The sequence below is a fragment of the Rathayibacter tritici genome, assembly GCF_001641005.1.
GTDB lineage: Bacteria > Actinomycetota > Actinomycetes > Actinomycetales > Microbacteriaceae > Rathayibacter > Rathayibacter tritici.
In genome coordinates this window covers 1,816,664-1,836,157 of record NZ_CP015515.1, presented here as the reverse complement: position 1 = coordinate 1,836,157, position 19,494 = coordinate 1,816,664, and the positions used below count along the sequence as shown (strand labels likewise).

The window sequence follows — 19,494 nt, the reverse complement described above, 5'->3', positions numbered from 1 at the left end:
TACGCTAGCCCAGTGGTCTCGGAGGATCGGCACGTCCGCTCGATCGAGCTGCCCTGGGTCGACCCGGAGCTCGCGTACGTCGCCCTGTTCGCGCCAGCCGAGGCGTCCTTCTGGCTCGACTCCGGTCCGGGAGCCGCGAGTGGCCGCTCCTACCTCGGCTCCTGCGCGGCGGAGGACGTGCTCGTCGTCGACGCGGGCGCCGAGGTTGCGGCGGCGCTTGCCGCGGTCGACGCTGAGACCCGTGCAGGCGCCCACAGTTCCGCCGGCGACCGGGCACTCGGACGCTACGGCTGGATCTCCTACGAGGCCGGAGCCGCCTCCGTCGCCCTGCCGCCCGTGCCGGAGGGTCCCGGTGCTCCGCCCGCGCTCGCCCTCCTGCGCGGCGACCCGGTCCTCGAGGTCGACCACGCGAAGCGGACCCTGCGGCTGGTCGCCACGGGTGACGCGCAGGAGCTCGCCGACCGGGTGCGCGCGCTCGCCGGGGCCCCGGCTCTCGCAGGTCCCGCCGCCGCCGAGCTCGCCGGGGAGCCGGTCCGCCGCCATCGCGCCGACGAGTACACCGGGCTGATCGCCCGCTGCCAGGCGGCCATCCGCGCCGGCCACGCCTATCAGGCGTGCCTCACCGACGAGATCGTCGTCGAGGGCCGCTTCGACCCGGTCGAGGCCTACCGTCGGCTCCGTCGCTCCAGCCCGAGCCACCACGGCGGGCTGATCCGGCTCGGTCCGCTCGCCCTCGTCAGCGCGTCGCCCGAGCGTTTCCTCTCCGGCACCGCCGACGGACGCGTTGCGACGCATCCGATCAAGGGAACCCGGCCCCGGGGAAGGGATACCGAGGAGGACCGCGCGCTGCGGGACGAGCTCGTCGCGAGCGTCAAGGAGCGCGCCGAGAACGTGATGATCGTGGACCTCGTCCGCAACGACCTTGCGCGGATCGCCGTTCCCGGCTCCGTTGTCGTCGACCGGCTCCTCCAGGTGGAGAGCTACCCGCATGTGCACCAGCTGGTCAGCGAGGTCTCGGCCCGCCGGGCGCCCGGAGTCGGCATCGCCGCGCTGATCGCGGCCCTGTTCCCGGCCGGCTCGATGACAGGCGCGCCCAAGCGGCGGGCCGTGGAGCTGCTGCGCGAGTGGGAGGGCGGGCCGCGCGGGATCTACTCCGGCGCCTTCGGCCGCCTGGGCTCGGACGGATCGCTGGATCTCGCGATGACCATCCGCACCCTCGTGCTCGACGCCGAACGCGCTCGCCTGGGCACGGGCGGCGGCATCACCGCGCTCTCAGTGCCGGAGGAGGAGGTCGAGGAGACGCGGTTGAAGGCGCGGGCGCTCCTCGCGGTGCTGGGCGCCGCCGAGAGGTGAGCGGGCGCCCGGTTCGTCTGCCGTCTGCGCGGGGCCAGTAGGGTTGATGGTCGAACGCAGCCGCCCACGTGTGCGCGTTCTCCCCCTCCTTCAGAAGTGAGAAGCACCTGTGGCAGAAGACACCTCCCAGCAGACCGGCGCCGGCGACGAGGAGCGCTACGACTTCCGAGCGCTCCAGGAGAAGTGGCTCCCGATCTGGGAGGAGACGCGCCCGTTCGCGACGGACGACCCCGACGACAAGCGCCCCCGCAAGTACGTGCTCGATATGTTCCCGTACCCCTCCGGAGACCTGCACATGGGTCACGCCGAGGCGTACGCGCTGGGTGACGTCATCGCGCGCTACTGGCGCCAGCAGGGCTTCACTGTGTTGCATCCGATCGGCTGGGACAGCTTCGGCCTGCCCGCCGAGAATGCCGCGATCAAGCGGGGGCTGAATCCGGTCACGTGGACCTACGACAACATTGAGCAGCAGAAGCGCTCGATGAAGCGCTACGCCGCGTCCTTCGACTGGGACCGCGTGCTGCACACCTCCGACCCCGAGTACTACAAGTGGAACCAGTGGCTGTTCCTGAAGATGTACGAGAAGGGTCTGGCGTACCGCAAGGACAGCTGGGTCAACTGGGATCCGGTGGACCAGACCGTTCTCGCGAACGAGCAGGTCCTCGCGGACGGCACGTCCGAGCGCTCCGGCGCGGTGGTGGTCAAGAAGAAGCTCACGCAGTGGTATTTCAAGATCACGGATTACGCCGATCGCCTGCTCGACGATTTGAATCAGCTTGAGGGCTCCTGGCCGTCGAAGGTCATCGCCATGCAGCGCAACTGGATCGGCCGCTCCGTGGGCGCCGACGTCGAGTTCGAGATCGAGGGTCGTGACGGGCGCGTCACCGTCTTCACCACCCGCCCGGACACGCTCTACGGCGCGACCTTCATGGTCGTCGCCCCCGACTCCGACCTCGCCGCCGAGCTGGTCGAAGACTCCGAGGCCGAGGTCCGCGACGCCTTCCGCGCGTACCTCGAGACGGTGCAGAAGTCGAGCGAGATCGAGCGCCTGACGGCCGACCGCCCCAAGACGGGCGTCTTTCTCGGTCGGTACGCGGTGAACCCCGTGAACGGCGAGCGCCTGCCGATCTGGGCCGCCGACTACGTCCTCTCCGACTACGGTCACGGAGCGGTCATGGCCGTCCCCGCGCACGACCAGCGCGACCTCGACTTCGCCCGCGCCTTCGACCTACCCGTGCGCGTCGTGGTGGACACGACCGCCTCCGTCACCGGCGCGATCCCGGTCATCCCGAAGGACCCGGAGGAGTTGGCCGCGCTCGAGAAGGAGTACTCGCTCGACCCGGCCACGACCGGCGAGGCGCTGACGGGTGACGGCCGCCTGATCAACTCCGGTCCGCTCGACGGACTCTCCAAGCGGACCGCGATCGAGCGCGTGATCCGGCTGCTGGAGGAGCGCGGCCGTGGCCGTTCCGCGAAGAACTACCGCCTGCGCGACTGGCTCATCTCGCGTCAGCGCTACTGGGGCACGCCCATCCCGATCATTCACGCGGCCGACGGCGAGCTCGTGCCGGTCCCCGAGGATCAGCTGCCCGTCGTCCTGCCCGACACCGAGGGCCTCGACCTGCAGCCCAAGGGCTCGTCGCCGCTCGGAGCGGCGGAGGAGTGGGTGAGCGTGCCGCATCCGGTCGACGGCTCGCCCGCGCGTCGCGACCCCGACACGATGGACACCTTTGTCGACTCGTCGTGGTACTTCCTCCGCTTCCTCTCGCCCAAGGACGACACGCAGGCGTTCGATCCGAAGCTCGCCGAGAAGTGGGCGCCGGTCGATCAGTACGTGGGAGGAGTGACGCACGCGATCCTGCACCTGCTCTACGCCCGCTTCATCACCAAAGTGCTGTTCGATCTGGGCTATGTCTCGTTCACGGAGCCGTTCACCGCGCTGCTGAACCAGGGCATGGTGCAGATGGATGGCGCCGCGATGTCGAAGTCGAAGGGCAATATCGTTCGCCTGTCGGACCAGCTCGACGAGTTCGGCGTCGACGCCGTGCGCCTGACGATGGCCTTCGCCGGCCCGCCCGAGGATGACATCGACTGGGCCGACGTGTCTCCCGGCGGCAGCGGAAAGTTCCTCGCGCGCGCCTGGCGCCTGGCGAAGGACGTCACCTCCAAGCCCGACGTGGAATGGAAGAACGGCGACGCATCGCTGCGCCGCCAGACGCACCGATTCCTTGCGGAGTCGCCGTCGCTGATCGAGGCGTTCAAGTTCAACGTCGTGGTCGCGCGCCTGATGGAGCTGGTCAACGCGACGCGCAAGGTGCTCGACTCGGGCGCGGGAGCCGGCGATCCCGCGGTTCGTGAGGCCACGGAGGTCGTCGCGATGGCGCTGAACCTCTTCGCGCCGTACACGGCCGAGGACATGTGGCACCGGCTTGGCTACGAGGGCACCGTCGCGCACGCGCTGTGGCGCAAGGCCGACCCGACGCTGCTGGTCGAGGAGAAGGTCACCGCGATCCTCCAGGTCGACGGGAAGGTCCGCGATCGCCTCGAGGTGTCGCCGAAGATCTCGTCCGACGAGCTCGAGGAGCGCGCGCGGGCGACGAGCGGGGTGGCACGGGCTCTCGTCGGCCGCGAGGTCGTGAAGGCGATCGTGCGGGTGCCGCGACTGGTGAATCTGGTGACGAAGGCGGTCTAGTGCTCGGGCGTCCGGCTCGTTCTGTTCGAGCGGCCGGATGCTGGCGGCATGGGCACCGGAGCACGAGAGGCTCGTGACTCGCGGCTCGTGAGTCATCGTGTCTGGATAGTGCCATCACTCATTCTCCGGATTGCTGTACCTCGGGAAGATTCGCGTTAAGCGAATGAGAGAGATCCTGCCGATAGTGAGTATGGAGGCTTATGCAAAATTGGTTTTTTGCCGAGTGAAAAAGATGAGTCCGCGGACGGCGTTGAAGGCATCTCGGAAGGTGCGCAGTGGCCGCCGGTAGTCGGTGTGGAATATCCGCCAGGTCTTGATGCTAGCAATTGTTCTCTCGATCACGTAGCGGTGGGTGTTCACGAAGCGATTGTGGTGTTTGGCGTAATTTGGCAGATGTTCTTCGCTTGGCCTCTTCTTTATTGGTGTGACCATTCCGGTGCCTTGAGGCTTATGCAAAATTGGTTTTTTGCCGAGTGAAAAAGATGAGTCCGCGGACGGCGTTGAAGGCATCTCGGAAGGTGCGCAGTGGCCGCCGGTAGTCGGTGTGGAATATCCGCCAGGTCTTGATGCTAGCAATTGTTCTCTCGATCACGTAGCGGTGGGTGTTCACGAAGCGATTGTGGTGTTTGGCGTAATTTGGCAGATGTTCTTCGCTTGGCCTCTTCTTTATTGGTGTGACCATTCCGGTGCCTTGATAGCCTTTGTCGGCCAGCGTGTTCGAGAGGTTAACGGTGTCGGCCAACCCGGTTTCTCGAAACGCGTGGGCATCGTGATGCTTGCCCGCGATCGGATCCGAAATGTGGATCAACCGACCGGAGAGATCGGCGAGGACCTGGCAGTTGTGCCCCGTGGTCATGTGTTTCCCGGAGTACAGCTCTGGCGCGTCCGACCAGGACCAGCACGGCAGGAGCGTGCCGTCGATGACGGCCGTTGTCCCGCGGAGCGCGGCCTCGACGTCCGGTTGCTCGTCGTCTATCACGACATTGAGCATCGCCTCAACCGACGCGATCGTTCGCGACACGGTCGACTGACTGACACCGACCACATCAGCGATCAACTGCTCGGTCACATTCTGGCGATAATAGAGAAGAGTGACCCGCAATGCTCCCTCGAGGGAAAGTCTGCGCGGACGTCCTCGCCGCCGACGCCACATGAACTCGTTCTCGATCCGTTCGGCGAGGATCGCGTAGTGCTCGGCCGTCATTCCCGTAGTAGACTGTGTGCGCACCGGCTGGTTCCTTTGCGAAGAGTTTCTGTTAAAGGCTGCTCTTCAATCAAAGCGGATTAGCCGGTGTTATTCGTGACCGACACGCGCAAATCCATCTCGATCAATCGTATTTTGCATAAGCCTCCTTGATAGCCTTTGTCGGCCAGCGTGTTCGAGAGGTTAACGGTGTCGGCCAACCCGGTTTCTCGAAACGCGTGGGCATCGTGATGCTTGCCCGCGATCGGATCCGAAATGTGGATCAACCGACCGGAGAGATCGGCGAGGACCTGGCAGTTGTGCCCCGTGGTCATGTGTTTCCCGGAGTACAGCTCTGGCGCGTCCGACCAGGACCAGCACGGCAGGAGCGTGCCGTCGATGACGGCCGTTGTCCCGCGGAGCGCGGCCTCGACGTCCGGTTGCTCGTCGTCTATCACGACATTGAGCATCGCCTCAACCGACGCGATCGTTCGCGACACGGTCGACTGACTGACACCGACCACATCAGCGATCAACTGCTCGGTCACATTCTGGCGATAATAGAGAAGAGTGACCCGCAATGCTCCCTCGAGGGAAAGTCTGCGCGGACGTCCTCGCCGCCGACGCCACATGAACTCGTTCTCGATCCGTTCGGCGAGGATCGCGTAGTGCTCGGCCGTCATTCCCGTAGTAGACTGTGTGCGCACCGGCTGGTTCCTTTGCGAAGAGTTTCTGTTAGAGGCTGCTCTTCAATCAAAGCGGATTAGCCGGTGTTATTCGTGACCGACACGCGCAAATCCATCTCGATCAATCGTATTTTGCATAAGCCTCATTGTCTCAGTGCGCACTCGCGGCCAGACACTGTAGTCTGCGACTATGCGCAAGCAGGAGCGTTCATGAATCGTGACTATCAACAGTGGACAGTGCGAACGGGAGTCGTAATCGCCGCCACCGCTTTGGTGATCAGCGCAGCTTGTCCGGCCTCTGCGATGACGCTCCTCTCAAAGGATCCGGCATCACAATCATCAGGGCAAGTGTCCACGGCACGAGCGCTGAGTCGGGATCAGATGACCCGACTTGCTGAAGAATTGAAGAGCGGATCCTCATCCCGTTCCGTTACATCGGTGGCTGAGGGTTCACGTGTTGCCTTTCATTTTCGAGGCGGTGACTCCTCGGAGCAGGCCGCGGGCGCGGGGGCTGCCGCAGGCGGGCTGGCGGCGGCGATCTGTGCGGCCCTCGGCCCCGAGAGCGGCGGCGTGGGCTGTGTGGTGGCCGGCGGTATCGGAGTCACCATTGCCTCCATCGCGGCTGCGCACGGGTCTGCCCTGACGGCCAAGACTTCCGCATCTACCTTCTGACTCTCGAGGATCAGTGTCGCGAATGAAGAATCACAGAAAGATATCCTGGGTTCCCTGGCTGATCGTCATGATCGTCATTCCGGTTCAGATCTCGGCGCTGGTGCGGGGGTCGGATGCCGCGAATGTGTCCTCGTGGATCTTCGTTCTGGGATTCGATGCACTCATGATCGTGTTCGTCTACGGCGTCGTGGCCTTGCGGAGGCAGTGGGACCAGCGTCGACGCCCCTGAGAACAGCGCTCACGTCCGAGAGGGATCGAGGCTCCTCCACAACGGGCTCATCGGCTAGCTCTCCGCTGATCGGCGCCTGCTGTCCTCGGGGACAGTGGCCGGCGTCCTACCGTCGTCGCATGCCAGACAGCACCGGGACGGACGACGAGCAGCTGACGGCGCTGCTGCGGCCACGCCGCTCCCGGCCCCGCTGGCGAATCGGTGCGGGGGCGGCAGTGGTGCTCGTCGTCGGAGCCGCGGTCGTCGCGGTCCTGCTCTCGGGTGCTCGCGCGGGAGGGCGCGAGCGGGTCCTCGAGCCGACGGTGGCGGCGAGTGCGCCCGCCACGGCGGTCGAGTCGCTGTACGTGCACGTCGCCGGCGAGGTCGCGACTCCGGGGCTGTACTTGCTGTCGCCCGGGGCGCGGGTGGCGGATGCGGTCGCCGCGGCGGGCGGGTTCGGCGGGTCGGCGGAGCGGGCGGCGGTGAATCTGGCGCGCAAGCTCGTCGACGGTGAGCAGATCGTGGTGCCGGCGGTGGGAGCGGCGCCAGCGATGTCCGGCGGGGCGCCGGGTGCCTCCGCTACGGGGTCGGTTCTGAGCCTGAGCACGGCGAGCGCGGCGCAGCTCGAGGCGCTGCCCGAGATCGGGCCCTCGACGGCCGCGAAGATCGTCGCCTACCGCGAGGAGAACGGACCGTTCACGTCGGTCGACCAGCTGCTCGAAGTGCCCGGCATCGGCGAGAAGACGCTCGCCGCGTTCCGCGATCAGGTCGCGCCGTGAGGGCCGTGCGGTCGTCGGACCTGCGCCTGCTGCCGGTTGCGGTGACGAGCTGGGCGGCCGCGTGGTCGGTGGGCCTGCTCCCGGTGGCGGTGGTGCTCGATCAGGGAGGCGCCGCATGCGCCGCGACGTGGGCGTTGGTCGGCGCGGCGGCCGGCCTGCTCCTGGTCCGCCGCGACCGCGTACGCGCTCTACCGGGAGTCGTGCTGGTCGCGGCGGCGGGTGCCGCCCTGGCGATGACCTCCGTCGTCGTCTCCGCGCCCGGCGATCACCCGGAGGCCCTCCGCTCGGCGGTTGAGGATCGCGCGGAGAGGGTGGTCACCGTCCGCATCGACACGGGAGCACGACCGCTGCGCACCGGCGGGGTCTGGTTCGAGGCGACTGCGCTGCGGATTGGCGACGACGCGGTGTCGGCTCCGGTCCGGGTTCTGCTCGCCGAACCGGGCGGGCGCCTCCCGGTCGCCTCCGAGCTGGTGCTCGACGCGCGCGCGGGGCCGGGAGAGGGGGCCGTTGGTGAGGCGACTCTGCTCGCCGCCTCGAGGATCGTGGAGCGGCGCGGACCGGAAGGCGCGGGCGCGGTGGCGGAGCTTCTCCGCTCGCGCTTCCTCGAGCGCGCGGATCGGATCGGCGGCGACGTCGCGGGTCTGCTGCCGGGGCTCGCGACCGGCGACACCTCCGCGCTCGACGCAGAGCTCGAGGAGGCGATGCGCACCGCCTCGCTCACCCACCTGACCGCCGTGTCGGGCGCGAACTGCGCGGTCGTGGTGCTGGCAGGCTGGACGATCGCGGCACTCCTCGGAGTCGGGCGCCGCCTCCGGACCGCCGCCGCGCTCGCCCTGCTCGCGGCCTTCGTCGTGCTCGTGACCCCGGAGCCGAGCGTGGTGCGGGCCGCGGCGATGGCGACGGTGGTCCTTCTCGCCCGACTCGGGCGGCGCTCCGGAGCGGCGGTGCCGGCCCTGCTGGCGAGTGTCGTCGTGCTCGTGGTCGCCGATCCGTCGATTGCGGGCAGGCTCGGCTTCGTCCTCTCCGTCCTCGCCACCGCGGGGCTCCTACTGCTGGCCGAGCCGATCGGCGCCGCGCTCGGCCGGCTGCTGCCTCGTCCGCTCGCCCTTGTGCTCGCAGTGCCGACCGCCGCGCAGCTCGCCTGCCAGCCGGTCCTGGTGCTCGTGGATCCGTCAGTGCCGGTGTACGGGGTGCTCGCGAATCTGCTCGCCGAGCCGGCGGCACCCGCTGCGACCGGTCTCGGACTGATCGGCTGCCTACTCGCACCGTGGTGGCCCGGCGGCGCCGATGTCGCGATCCGCCTCGCGGCAGTGCCCACGTGGTGGATCGCCGCGATCGCCCGCGCTGTGGCCTCCTGGCCCGCCCCGCGGATCGCCTGGTGGCCGGGCGTCGCAGGGGCGCTCGCGCTGACCGTGCTCACCGCTCTCGCGCTCGTGCTGGTCACCCGATCGCCGAGGCTCGCGCGGCTGCGGAGGATCACCGCGGTCGCCCTCGCCTGCGCGCTCGCAGCGGCCGGGGGCAGCACCGCCGCAACTCCGTTCCTCCGCGCCGCGTCGGTGCCCGACGACTGGCGCGTTGCGATGTGCGACGTCGGCCAGGGCGACGCGATCCTCCTCCGCGGCGATGCGGGCGTGCTGCTCGTCGACAGCGGGCCGGAACCCGCACCGCTGGACGACTGCCTCCGCCTCATGGGAGTGGACCGGGTCTCGTTGCTGGTGCTTACTCATTACGACCTCGACCACGTCGGCGGGCTCGAATCCGCCCTTGGCCGGATCGACGCCGCGCTGGTCGGGCCCGCCGCCGGCCGCGACGACGAGCGCGACCGGGCCGCGCTCTCGCGGGCGGGAGCGACCGTGCAGGAGGCGGCCCGCGGCGACAGCGGCGCGCTCGGCTCCCTCCGGTGGCGGGTGGAGTGGCCGGAGCGGGCGAGTGCGCTGCGCGGGAATGAGGCGAGCGTGATGCTGCGGGTCGACATCGGCGCCGACGCCCGGGGAGGCCCGCTGTCCGTCGCGCTGCTGGGCGACCTCGGGGCGGAGGAACAGGGCCGCGTCTCCCGGCTGCCTGTCGGCCGGGTCGACGTGGTGAAGGTCGCGCACCACGGCTCGGCGGATCAGGCGCCCGCCCTCTATGATGCGCTCGGCGCGGGGGTCGGGCTGATCTCGGTCGGGGCGGGGAACGACTACGGGCACCCCACTGCGTCGCTGCTCGCCCTGCTCGCCGAGCGCGGCGTCGAGGCGCTGAGGACGGATGTCGAGGGCACGGTCGTGCTCGCGTCCCGGAATGACGGGATCGCGGTCTGGGCGAGCGGAGCGGCGCCGGCGACGGCTCGGCGTCGGAGGTGGGCCATAGGGTGGAGGGCACTCGAATGGCGCGGCACGAAGGGATGACGGCATGGCAGGCAGGGCCCCGACACGCGCAAAGGCAGCGCCCTCGAAGGCGGCGATCCCGCAGCTCCCCTGGAACCAGACGCGGCCCGCACCGATCGTGCTGATCACCGGTCCGGAGCAGTTTCTCGCCGATCGCGCCGTGCGCTTCCTCCGCGAGTTCCTGCGCGCCGAGGACCCGAGCCTGGAGGTCAGCGACATCGACGCCGGCGGGTACGCGCCGGGGGAGCTGCTGACGCTCGCGAGCCCGTCCCTCTTCGACGAGCCCCGCCTCATCCGAGTCTCGAACGTCGAGAAGTGCACCGACGCGTTTCTCCTCGAGACGCTCGACTACCTCGCCGCCCCCGCCGACGGCGCCACCCTCGTGCTGCGCCACGGCGGCGGTAACCGCGGCAAGAAGCTGCTCGACGCCATCCGGTCGGGCACCGGCGGCGGCATCGAGATCGTCTGCGCCGAGCTCAAGCGCGAGAGCGACAAAGTCGACTTCGCGATCGCCGAGTTCCGCACCGCCGGCCGCACCGCAACAACCGGCGCCGTCCGCGCCCTCGTCTCGGCGTTCTCCGACGACCTCGACGAACTCGCCTCGGCGTGCCAGCAGCTGCTCTCGGATGCGTCCGGCGAGATCACCGAGGCGACCGTCGCGAAGTACTACGGCGGCCGGGTCGAGACGACGGCGTTCACCGTCGCCGACTCCGCCATCGCCGGCCGGCATGGGGAGGCCCTGCTGGGCCTCCGTCACGCCCTCGCGTCCGGTGCCGATCCGGTGCCGATCGTCGCCGCGTTCGCGAGCAAGCTCCGCACGATGGCGAAGGTCGCCGGCACCCGCGAGGGCTCCGGGCAGGTCGCCTCCCGCCTGGGGCTCGCCCCCTGGCAGGTGGACCGGGCCCGCCGCGACCTCCAGGGCTGGACAGGCGAGGGCCTCGGCACCGCGATTCTCACGGTCGCCGATGCGGACGCCAACGTGAAGGGTGCCACCCGCGACCCCGTCTACGCCCTCGAGCGCCTGGTGACGGTCGTCTCCGCCCGCGGTCTCTGAGCCCCCTCCCGCCCCTCACGACTCCCCGCCGCAAAGGCCCTGTCCAGGTGAGGGTGGGGCTCCCTCACCCAGGAGCACCGACCACCCAGGAGCATCGACGTCGTCGAGGAGATCCCGCAGACCGATATCGGCGAGCTCTCGATCTCCGCCCGTCGACGCTCGCGGTGAACGGGGAGCCCGTCGACGCCGGGCTGCAACGACGAAGGGCCCGACCATCGGCCGGACCCTTTGTCGTTGCTGCGAGGCGCCGTATTACAGCCCCGCGACCTGCTTCGCGATGGCGGACTTGCGGTTCGCGGCCTGGTTCTTGTGGATGACGCCCTTGCTGGCGGCCTTGTCGAGCTTCTTGGCGGCGAAGGCGAGGGCGGTGCCGGCCTTCTCGGTGTCGCCGGCGGCGATGGCGGTGTGGACCGAGCGGATGGCGGTCTTGAGCTCGCTCTTGACGGCCTTGTTGCGCTCGTTCGCCTTCTTGTTGGTGAGGTTGCGCTTGATCTGCGACTTGATGTTTGCCACGTGGATTACCTTCTTCTCGGATGTGCGTGTGTGCAGCCGGCTACTCGTCGGAGTGCCCCTTCCGCGGGTGTCTGGATGCCCTGCGGTGCGACTGGAGGTCGCCGGCTTCTGATCACTCCACGCCTGCCGGGTGTCCGGAGGGGGAGCGCAAGCCAACAAGGAACTTTAGCGCACCCGTCGCCGCCCTTCAACCGCCGGCCATCGCCCGCATCGCGCAGCGCGAGCGCCCGGTCCCGGCCCCCGCCGCCGGGCATGGGACACTGGTCGCACGATGTCTCCACGTGCACACTCCGGGCTCGAGCCCGCCGCGACTGATCCGGCGTCCCTCCGCAACTTCTGCATCATCGCCCACATCGACCACGGCAAGTCCACTCTCGCCGATCGGATGCTGGGCATCACGGGGGTCGTCGAGGACCGGGCGATGCGCGCGCAGTACCTCGACCGCATGGACATCGAGCGCGAGCGCGGTATCACGATCAAATCGCAGGCCGTGCGGATGCCGTGGGAACGCGGCGGCCGCACCTTCGCCCTGAACATGATCGACACTCCGGGGCACGTCGACTTCTCCTACGAGGTCAGCCGCTCGCTCGCCGCGTGCGAGGGCGCGATCCTCCTGGTTGACGCCGCGCAGGGCATCGAGGCGCAGACGCTCGCGAACCTGTACCTCGCGCTCGAGAACGACCTCACGATCATCCCGGTCCTGAACAAGATCGACCTGCCCGCGGCCGATCCGGAGAAGTACGCGAAGGAACTCGCGAGCCTCATCGGCGGCGACCCCGACGACGTGCTGCGCGTGTCCGGCAAGACCGGTGCGGGTGTCGAGGCGCTCCTGGACCGCGTTACGGAGCTCATTCCGCCACCCGTCGGCGACGCCGACGCCCCCGCGCGCGCCATGATCTTCGACTCCGTGTACGACGCCTACCGCGGCGTCGTCACCTACGTGCGGATGATCGACGGCAAGCTCTCGCCGCGCGAGAAGATCCAGATGATGTCGACGCGCGCGACCCACGAGATCCTCGAGATCGGCGTCTCCAGCCCCGAACCGGTGGCGACCAAGGGCCTCGCGGTCGGCGAGGTCGGCTATCTGATCACCGGAGTGAAGGACGTCCGCCAGTCGAAGGTCGGCGACACCGTCACCACCGCCTCCAAGCCCGCGACGCAGGCGCTGCCCGGCTACACCGAGCCGCTGCCGATGGTCTTCTCCGGCCTGTACCCGATCGACGGCAGTGACTACCCGGATCTGCGCGAGGCCCTCGACAAGCTCAAGCTCTCGGACGCGGCGCTCGTGTACGAGCCCGAGACCTCCGTGGCGCTCGGCTTCGGTTTCCGCTGCGGTTTCCTCGGCCTGCTGCACCTCGAGATCATCACCGAGCGCCTGCAGCGTGAGTTTGGTCTCGACCTCATCACCACCGCGCCCTCGGTCATCTATGAGGTCTCGACGGAGGACAAGAAGACCGTCACCGTCACCAACCCGAGTGAATTCCCGGTCGGCAAGATCGCGGCCGTTACGGAGCCGATCGTCAAGGCCGCCATCCTCGCGCCGAAGGACTACGTCGGCACCATCATGGAGCTGTGCCAGAGCCGCCGCGGCACGCTGATCGGTATGGAGTACCTGGGCGAGGATCGCGTCGAAATCCGCTATCACATGCCCCTCGGCGAGATCGTCTTCGACTTCTTCGACAACCTGAAGTCGAAGACCGCCGGCTACGCCTCGCTCGACTACGAGCCCGCCGGTTCGCAGGAGGCCGATCTGGTGAAGGTCGACATTCTGCTCCAGGGCGAGCAGGTCGACGCGTTCAGTGCGATCGTGCACCGTGAGAAGGCCTACGCCTACGGAGTCCTGATGACGGGACGCCTGCGCAAGCTCATTCCGCGGCAGCAGTTCGAGGTGCCGATCCAGGCCGCGATCGGCGCGCGGATCATCGCCCGCGAGTCGATCAGCGCGATGCGCAAAGACGTCCTGGCCAAGTGCTACGGCGGCGACATCACTCGCAAGCGCAAGCTCCTCGAGAAGCAGAAGGAGGGCAAGAAGCGAATGAAGATGGTCGGCCGCGTCGAGGTCCCCCAGGAGGCGTTCATCGCCGCGCTCTCGGGCGACGTCGAGACCAAGGACAAGAAGTAGGGCGGCCCCGCATCGCGGGCATCCCTCCTCGCTTGCTGTCCCCCCATCCGGGATATCGTGCCGACGGGGATTGCGGCGCTGGACAGGCGCCCGATAGCTTTCGAGCGCTAGGACGCGGCCGCGGATCAGGATCGATCCGCGCGGGGGGCTGCAGCGTCGACGATCGGTCCTCCACCATGACGAAGGGTGGAAGTCCATGGTATTTACGAGCGTTATCTCTACGAAGACGAGCAAGCGCTGGATCAGGGCGGGGGCGGCGCTCGCGAGTGTCGCCGCCGTCGTTGCGGGATCGCTGGTGTCGGCGGGATCCGCCTCCGCGGCGAACCGGGTTGTCGAGGTCGCCCCGGCGCCGTACATCTGGTCGGACTCCGGCCGGTTCGGCGGCGCTCCGCCGCTGCCCGTGCCCGGCGACGCGACCACGCTGACCGTCGAGCTCCCCGACTCCAGCGCGCCGGACTCCTTCACGAAGTGGTCGCACCCGGCCTACCGCAGCGTCGACTGGCAGCTGGGCAGTACACCGACCGACCTGGCCACCGGCACGGTCGCCGTCGATCCCGCCACTAACTCCATCGCCATCCCGCTACCGCGCACCGTCGACTCCTTCACGGGCGGCCCACTCTCGCTGAACCTCACCGGCTCCGAGGATCGAGCTGCCGACGCCTACGCACCGGCCGGTGTCGAGAGGACCGGCTTCGTCCTCGACCTGGCTGCGGTCCTCACGGCCGCCCCTCCGAGTGGATCAGGAGAGGCGGACCTCGATCTGTCGGCGCCCACTCCCACCGACCGCACTGCGGGCGGCATCTTCTGGGCCGGCGGCGGGACCGTCACCGAAGCGGGCGCGGGCGACGTGATCGTCCTCGACTCCGGCGTCCCCGGCTTCTTCGACCTGACGGGCCTCAGCGCCACGGTCGGCACTGATGACGGCTCACGACTGAGCGCCCCGACCCGCGTCCTGAACGGTGGCGCCTCCGTCGCGGTCCAGCCGACGCAGGAGTTCTACGACCGCTACCTCACCTTCGGCGACACCTCGCCGCTTGGAGCCCCGTCCGTCCAGGTGCGCGGACTCAGCAAGGGCGGCGAGCAGCCGGCCGGCGCCGGCGTTGTGGTGCGCGCGCCGCTGCGCGTCGTCCCGGCGACGACTCCGACGCCCACCCCGGGCACCGGCCCGACCGTCACCCGCCTCGCGGGCAGCGACCGCCAGGGCACCGCCGTCGAGGTCTCGAAGTCGATCTTCTCCCCGGGCGTCCCCGTCGTCTACGTGGCGACCGGCTCGAACTTCCCCGACGCGCTCAGCGCCGGACCGGCCGCCGCCAAGCAGGGCGGCCCGCTGCTCCTGGTCGACCGCGACTCGATGAGCCAGGTCGTCCGCGACGAGCTGACCCGCCTCAAGCCGAAGCGGATCGTCGTAGTCGGCTCCGCACTGAGCGTCGGCGACACGCTCGCAACCGAGCTCGCCGGCTACGCCGAGAACCGCAACCTGATCCGTCTCGGCGGCGTCGATCGCTACGACACCTCGCGTCAGATCATCCAGTACGCGTTCGGCGGCGGGTCGTCGAAGGCGTGGCTGGCCACGGGCGAAAAGTTCCCGGACGCACTGGGCGCGAGTGCCGCGGCCGGTTCGGTCGATGCTCCCGTCATCCTGGTGAACGGCACGCTCCCGCAGGCTGACCCCATCACCAAGGCGATCGTGTCGCGGCTGCGGGTGTCGACCCTGACCATCGCCGGCTCGGAGCTCTCGGTCAGCGCGGGTATCCAGAGCTCGCTCACCGGCCCCGCGATCACCCGCATCGGTGGCACCGACCGCTACGACACCTCGGAGCAGCTGAACCGCGCGGCCTTCCGCACGGCCAAGACGGTGTTCCTGGCGACCGGCGAGAACTTCCCCGACGCCCTCTCCGGAGCGACGGCCGCCGGCTACGCGAACAGCCCCCTCTTCGCCGTGCAGCCGACCTGCGTGCCCGCCGCTGTGCTGAACGACATCAAGGCCAGCGGAGCGACGCGCGTCGTCCTCCTCGGCGGCCCCGGCACCCTGTCGGACGCCGTCGCGAAGCTCACCCCCTGCGGCTGAGCCGTCCTGCACCACCGCGAGGGCCCTCCTCCTGCTCCGGCACGGGGAGGGCCCTCCGTCGTCCCCGCCGGGCTCTGGCCTGACGGCTCGGACGGTCGGATACGCTGGGTCGGATGGAGAGCACCACCCGGCACGCGGAACCCGCGCGTGCCGTGCTCGAGGAATCCGGGAAAGAAGGTCGGGACGTGAGCATCCGCCGCTCCAACTTCGAGGGCCAGCCGCAGGTCACCTACGCGGCCGTCGGCGGCACCCTTGCGCCGGACCTGCTCGAGTACCCGCCTGACGGCTTCACCGCCGAGCGCTTCGAGGCGCGCCTGGGTTCCGGCGACGAGCGCTTTGCGATCACCACCGCCTCCCTGATGACCTGGGGCGTCCAGCGCGGCAGCGGTATCGAGGTGACCGGTATCACCAGCGGCAGCGGCGTGCAGTACACCGGCGTCAACTTCGACTCCGCGGGCACCCCGATCGACCTGGTCAGCCGACCGACCGAGGAGCATTTCGCCCCCGACGGCACCCCCTACATCACCGCCGGCGTAACCGCCGTGCTGCGGGTGAGGCTCCTCGGCCGGGTCTTCGACGCTCCGGTCCGCGTCGTGTACGTCGTCGACGAGCCCGACCAGGTCGGCTTCGCCTACGGCACCCTCGAGGGCCACCCTGAGAGCGGCGAGGAGTCGTTCGTCGTCGAGAAGCGCGCCGACGACTCCGTCTGGCTCGTCATCCGCGTCTTCTCGCGCCCCTCCACCCGCCTGTACCGCCTGGGTGCGCCCGTGTTGCGTGCCGTGCAGAAGCGCCAGGTTGCGAAGTACCTCCGCGCGCTGCTCCCCGCGCGCGTCAGCTGACGTGGGGAGCGCCCTCCCGATCGCCGACCCCGCCCCGCCGGACGGCGGTCTGCCCGCATCCGTCGCCGACGGCGTCGAGGACCGCGACCTCGGCCTGTACGTGCACGTACCGTTCTGCCGGGTCCGCTGCGGCTACTGCGACTTCAACACCTACACCGCGACGGAGCTCCGGGGGGCGAAGAAGCAGGACTACGCCGACGAGGCGATCACCGAAATGGCCCTCGGCGCCGGAGTTCTTGCGCGTGCGGGCCTGCCCCACCGCCCAGCCCGCACGGTCTTCTTCGGCGGAGGGACACCCACGCTCCTGCCCGCGGGCGATCTGGTGCGGATGCTGGCCGGCCTGCGCTCCCACTTCGGCCTCGCCGCCGATGCCGAAGTGACGACGGAGGCGAACCCCGACTCCGTCGACGCCGCGTACCTGCGGGCGCTGGCCGAGGCCGGCTTCACGCGGGTGAGTTTCGGGATGCAGTCGGCCGTGCCGCACGTGCTCGCCACTCTCGAGCGCACCCACGACCCGGAGCGGGTGCCGCTCGTGGTCGAGTGGGCGCGGGAGGCCGGCCTGCAGGTCAGCCTCGACCTCATCTACGGCACGCCGGGGGAGTCGCTGGCCGACTGGGAGCGCTCGCTCGACTCCGCGCTTGCCAACCGGCCGGACCACTTTTCGGCCTATGCGCTGATCGTCGAGGACGGCACGAAGCTCGCCCGGCAGATCCGCCGCGGCGAGGTCGCGACCCCGGACGACGACCTGACCGCCGACATGTACGAGCTCGCGGACGCGCGCCTGGCCGCGGCGGGCTACTCCTGGTACGAGGTCAGCAATTGGGCGCGGGACGACGCGCACCGCTCGCGGCACAACCTCTCCTACTGGCTCGGCCACGACTGGTGGGGGATCGGTCCGGGGGCGCACAGCCACGTCGGTGGCGTGCGCTGGTGGAATGTGAAGCACCCCGCGGCCTATGCCGACCGGCTGAGCGCGGGCGCGTCACCGGCTGCCGGGCGCGAAACGCTCGACGCGAGCACGCGGCAGGTGGAGGACGTACTGCTGCGATCTCGTCTGGCCGACGGCCTGCCGATCGCCTCGATCCACCCGGAGCGGCGGAGCGACGTGGCGGGTCTCATCGCCGATGGCCTGATCGACGGCCGGGCCGCACTGCAGGGCCGCGTGGTGCTGACGCTGCGCGGCCGGCTGCTGGCCGACGCGGTGGTGCGCCGTCTCACCGACGGCTGAGGCCGCCCCGAACCCGCCGCTATTTGAAGAACGGGATGCTGAGCGGGTACGTGTAGTACTCACCCGCGCTAGCCCGCACCGAGGCGATGATCGCGAACACGATCACCAGGATCGGCACCACGATGAACACGATGAAGCCGACCAGCACGAAGGACAGGATCGTCCCGGCCACGTACGCGATCAGCATGGTGAGCTGGAAGTTCAGTGCCGACTTCGCGTGCGCCTCCAGGAACGGTCCGCGGCCCTTGAAGACCAGGAAGACGATCAGCGACGGCAAGAAGTTGAAGAAGATGCCGATCACGTGCGTGAGGACGGCCCAGGTCTTCTCGTCCGCGGGGTTCAGCTGTGCAGCCGGTGTGCCGTAGGCGGGGGGCGGGGGAGGGGTGGCCGACATGATGGTCTCCGTTCCGACGTCGGCGCCGGGCATCCCCGAGCGCTCGGCGTCCATCGTGGCATGCGGCGGCCGCGTCCGCACGTGGCAGCGCGGGCTGTGCTTCCGCAGGGACGACGATGCTCCTCCACAGGCCGCTCAGAGGGCCGAACCCGGCCGATACCGGCGCAACCTCGTCCCGTCGTCTGTCACCCGGTTATGATTGGCACTCAGAGTTGCGGAGTGCCAGGCTCCGCGCGGCGCGCGCGCCGCAGACGGTCGTGCCCGCGGGCACTCGGAGTCCGGCGGGAGGTCGGTCGTATGGTGACGGAGCGCGGTCTCCAGGTCCTGCGCGTGATCGTGCAGGACTACGTCGCACACCGAGAGCCGGTCGGCTCCAAGTCGATCGTCGAGCGGCACGCGTTCGGTGTCTCGGCCGCGACCATCCGCAACGAGATGGCCCAGCTCGAGGAGGAGGAGCTGATCGCCGCTCCGCACACCTCCTCCGGCCGCGTCCCGACCGACAAGGGCTATCGCCTCTTCGTCGACCAGCTCGCCGACCTGCGACCGCTCACCTCAGCCCAGCGGCAGGCGATCGAGACCTTCCTCGGTCAGAGCCCGGACCTCGACGAGGTGCTGGTCAAGACCGTGCGCCTGCTCTCGCAGCTCACCAACAGCGTCGCGCTCGTGCAGTATCCGTCGTTCGGAGCCGCGCGGCTGCGCCACGTGGAGCTCGTCGCCCTCGCTCCGCGCCGGCTCCTGTCGGTGCTGATCACCGACACGGGCCGGGTCGACCAGCGCGTGCTCGAGACCCCGGAGGACATCGACGACGCGCTCCTGGGCGAGATCCGCGCCAAGCTCAACACGGCCGTGCTCGGCCTCGGCCTTCAGCAGGCGGCCGAGACGCTCGGCTCGGTCGCCGAGCGGTTCAGCCCGGAGCGGGCTCCCATGCTGGCGCCGATCGTGCAGACCCTGCTCGAGCAGGTCGGTGCCAACCGTCAGGACCGCCTGGTGATGGCCGGCGCCGCCAACCTCGTCCGCACCGAGGAGGACTTCTCGGGCAGCATTTACCCGGTGCTCGAGGCGATCGAGGAGCAGGTGGAGCTGTTGCGCCTGTTCGCCGAGATGACGCCTGATCCCCGAGGCATTTCGGTGCGCATCGGCCGCGAAAACGCGCCGTTCGGCCTGCAGGAGACCTCCGTGCTCACCAGCGGTTACAACACCGGGGGCGGCCAGGTCTCGCGCCTGGGCGTGCTCGGCCCGATCCGGATGGACTACTCCGGGAACATCACGGCGGTGCGCGCCGTCGCCCGCTACCTCTCCCGCCTCCTCGGCGAGGAGTAGGCCAGACCTCCCGGCCC

At 69.3% G+C, this 19,494-nt stretch carries 17 protein-coding genes; 12 read left to right on the top strand and 5 right to left on the bottom strand.

The genetic code is table 11. From position 1 onward, the window contains the following. Nucleotides 1-12: 12 nt before the first annotated feature. Together A6122_RS08375 and leuS are read left to right on the top strand one after the other, a co-directional pair. Complete coding sequence (locus A6122_RS08375; protein ID WP_068253707.1) at nt 13-1,353, top strand: anthranilate synthase component I family protein; 1,341 nt, start codon at nt 13-15, stop codon at nt 1,351-1,353. Between the two features lie 109 nt (nt 1,354-1,462). After that, a complete protein-coding gene (gene leuS / locus A6122_RS08370; RefSeq protein ID WP_068253704.1) occupies nt 1,463-4,045 on the top strand; it encodes a leucine--tRNA ligase in 2,583 nt (860 codons plus the stop codon). Between the two features lie 198 nt (nt 4,046-4,243). Here the strand turns inward: leuS and A6122_RS16500 are convergent, their stop codons facing one another. The 3 genes from A6122_RS16500 to A6122_RS08360 form a co-directional block, all read right to left on the bottom strand. Continuing rightward, a complete protein-coding gene (locus tag A6122_RS16500) occupies nt 4,244-4,501 on the bottom strand; it encodes a hypothetical protein (protein ID WP_146085087.1) in 258 nt (85 codons plus the stop codon). Continuing rightward, complete coding sequence (locus A6122_RS08365; protein ID WP_084415693.1) at nt 4,494-5,249, bottom strand: transposase family protein; 756 nt, start codon at nt 5,247-5,249, stop codon at nt 4,494-4,496. Before A6122_RS08365 ends, A6122_RS16500 begins: the two co-directional genes overlap by 8 nt. An 80-nt stretch (nt 5,250-5,329) precedes the next feature. Beyond that, on the bottom strand, nt 5,330-5,911 hold the full coding sequence (locus tag A6122_RS08360; RefSeq protein ID WP_068253701.1) for a transposase family protein: 582 nt from the start codon (nt 5,909-5,911) through the stop codon (nt 5,330-5,332). A gap of 96 nt (nt 5,912-6,007) precedes the next feature. On the opposite strand from A6122_RS08360, the gene A6122_RS16495 reads away from it, so the two are divergent. The 5 genes from A6122_RS16495 to holA all read left to right on the top strand — a co-directional run bounded on the left by A6122_RS16495 (nt 6,008) and on the right by holA (nt 10,993). Then, nucleotides 6,008-6,586, top strand: a complete 579-nt coding sequence (locus A6122_RS16495) for a hypothetical protein (RefSeq protein WP_146085088.1) — start codon at nt 6,008-6,010, stop codon at nt 6,584-6,586. 67 nt (nt 6,587-6,653) lie between these two features. Continuing rightward, complete coding sequence (locus A6122_RS08355) at nt 6,654-6,815, top strand: hypothetical protein (RefSeq protein WP_167542358.1); 162 nt, start codon at nt 6,654-6,656, stop codon at nt 6,813-6,815. 119 nt (nt 6,816-6,934) lie between these two features. After that, nucleotides 6,935-7,573 carry a ComEA family DNA-binding protein gene (locus A6122_RS08350; RefSeq protein WP_084415895.1) on the top strand — a complete coding sequence of 213 codons (639 nt, stop codon included), beginning with the start codon at nt 6,935-6,937 and terminating at the stop codon, nt 7,571-7,573. Continuing rightward, nucleotides 7,570-9,960 carry a ComEC/Rec2 family competence protein gene (locus A6122_RS08345; RefSeq protein ID WP_104259248.1) on the top strand — a complete coding sequence of 797 codons (2,391 nt, stop codon included), beginning with the start codon at nt 7,570-7,572 and terminating at the stop codon, nt 9,958-9,960. Before A6122_RS08350 ends, A6122_RS08345 begins: the two co-directional genes overlap by 4 nt. A gap of 4 nt (nt 9,961-9,964) precedes the next feature. After that, a complete protein-coding gene (gene holA, locus A6122_RS08340; RefSeq protein ID WP_068253689.1) occupies nt 9,965-10,993 on the top strand; it encodes a DNA polymerase III subunit delta in 1,029 nt (342 codons plus the stop codon). A gap of 252 nt (nt 10,994-11,245) precedes the next feature. Here the strand turns inward: holA and rpsT are convergent, their stop codons facing one another. After that, nucleotides 11,246-11,506, bottom strand: a complete 261-nt coding sequence (rpsT, locus tag A6122_RS08335; protein ID WP_068253686.1) for a 30S ribosomal protein S20 — start codon at nt 11,504-11,506, stop codon at nt 11,246-11,248. A 271-nt stretch (nt 11,507-11,777) separates the two neighbouring features. Here rpsT and lepA point away from each other — a divergent pair, with 271 nt between their 5' ends. From lepA to hemW, 4 genes are all read left to right on the top strand, one after another. Continuing rightward, nucleotides 11,778-13,628, top strand: a complete 1,851-nt coding sequence (gene lepA / locus A6122_RS08330; RefSeq protein ID WP_068253683.1) for a translation elongation factor 4 — start codon at nt 11,778-11,780, stop codon at nt 13,626-13,628. Between the two features lie 196 nt (nt 13,629-13,824). Beyond that, nucleotides 13,825-15,696, top strand: coding sequence for a cell wall-binding repeat-containing protein (locus A6122_RS08325; protein ID WP_084415894.1), 1,872 nt, complete (start codon nt 13,825-13,827; stop codon nt 15,694-15,696). A gap of 185 nt (nt 15,697-15,881) precedes the next feature. Next, nucleotides 15,882-16,535 carry a DUF1990 family protein gene (locus A6122_RS08320; RefSeq protein WP_237358151.1) on the top strand — a complete coding sequence of 218 codons (654 nt, stop codon included), beginning with the start codon at nt 15,882-15,884 and terminating at the stop codon, nt 16,533-16,535. A 1-nt stretch (nt 16,536) separates the two neighbouring features. Then, entirely contained in the window at nt 16,537-17,763 is a 1,227-nt protein-coding gene (hemW, locus tag A6122_RS08315) for a radical SAM family heme chaperone HemW (protein WP_068253678.1), read from the top strand. A gap of 19 nt (nt 17,764-17,782) precedes the next feature. Here the strand turns inward: hemW and A6122_RS08310 are convergent, their stop codons facing one another. Continuing rightward, nucleotides 17,783-18,211: a DUF4870 domain-containing protein gene (locus A6122_RS08310; protein ID WP_237358150.1), complete on the bottom strand. Its 429-nt coding sequence runs from the start codon at nt 18,209-18,211 to the stop codon at nt 17,783-17,785. Nucleotides 18,212-18,454: 243 nt separating this feature from the next. Between A6122_RS08310 and hrcA the strand changes: the two genes are divergently transcribed. Then, a complete protein-coding gene (gene hrcA / locus A6122_RS08305; protein WP_068253675.1) occupies nt 18,455-19,477 on the top strand; it encodes a heat-inducible transcriptional repressor HrcA in 1,023 nt (340 codons plus the stop codon). Nucleotides 19,478-19,494 lie beyond the last annotated feature (17 nt).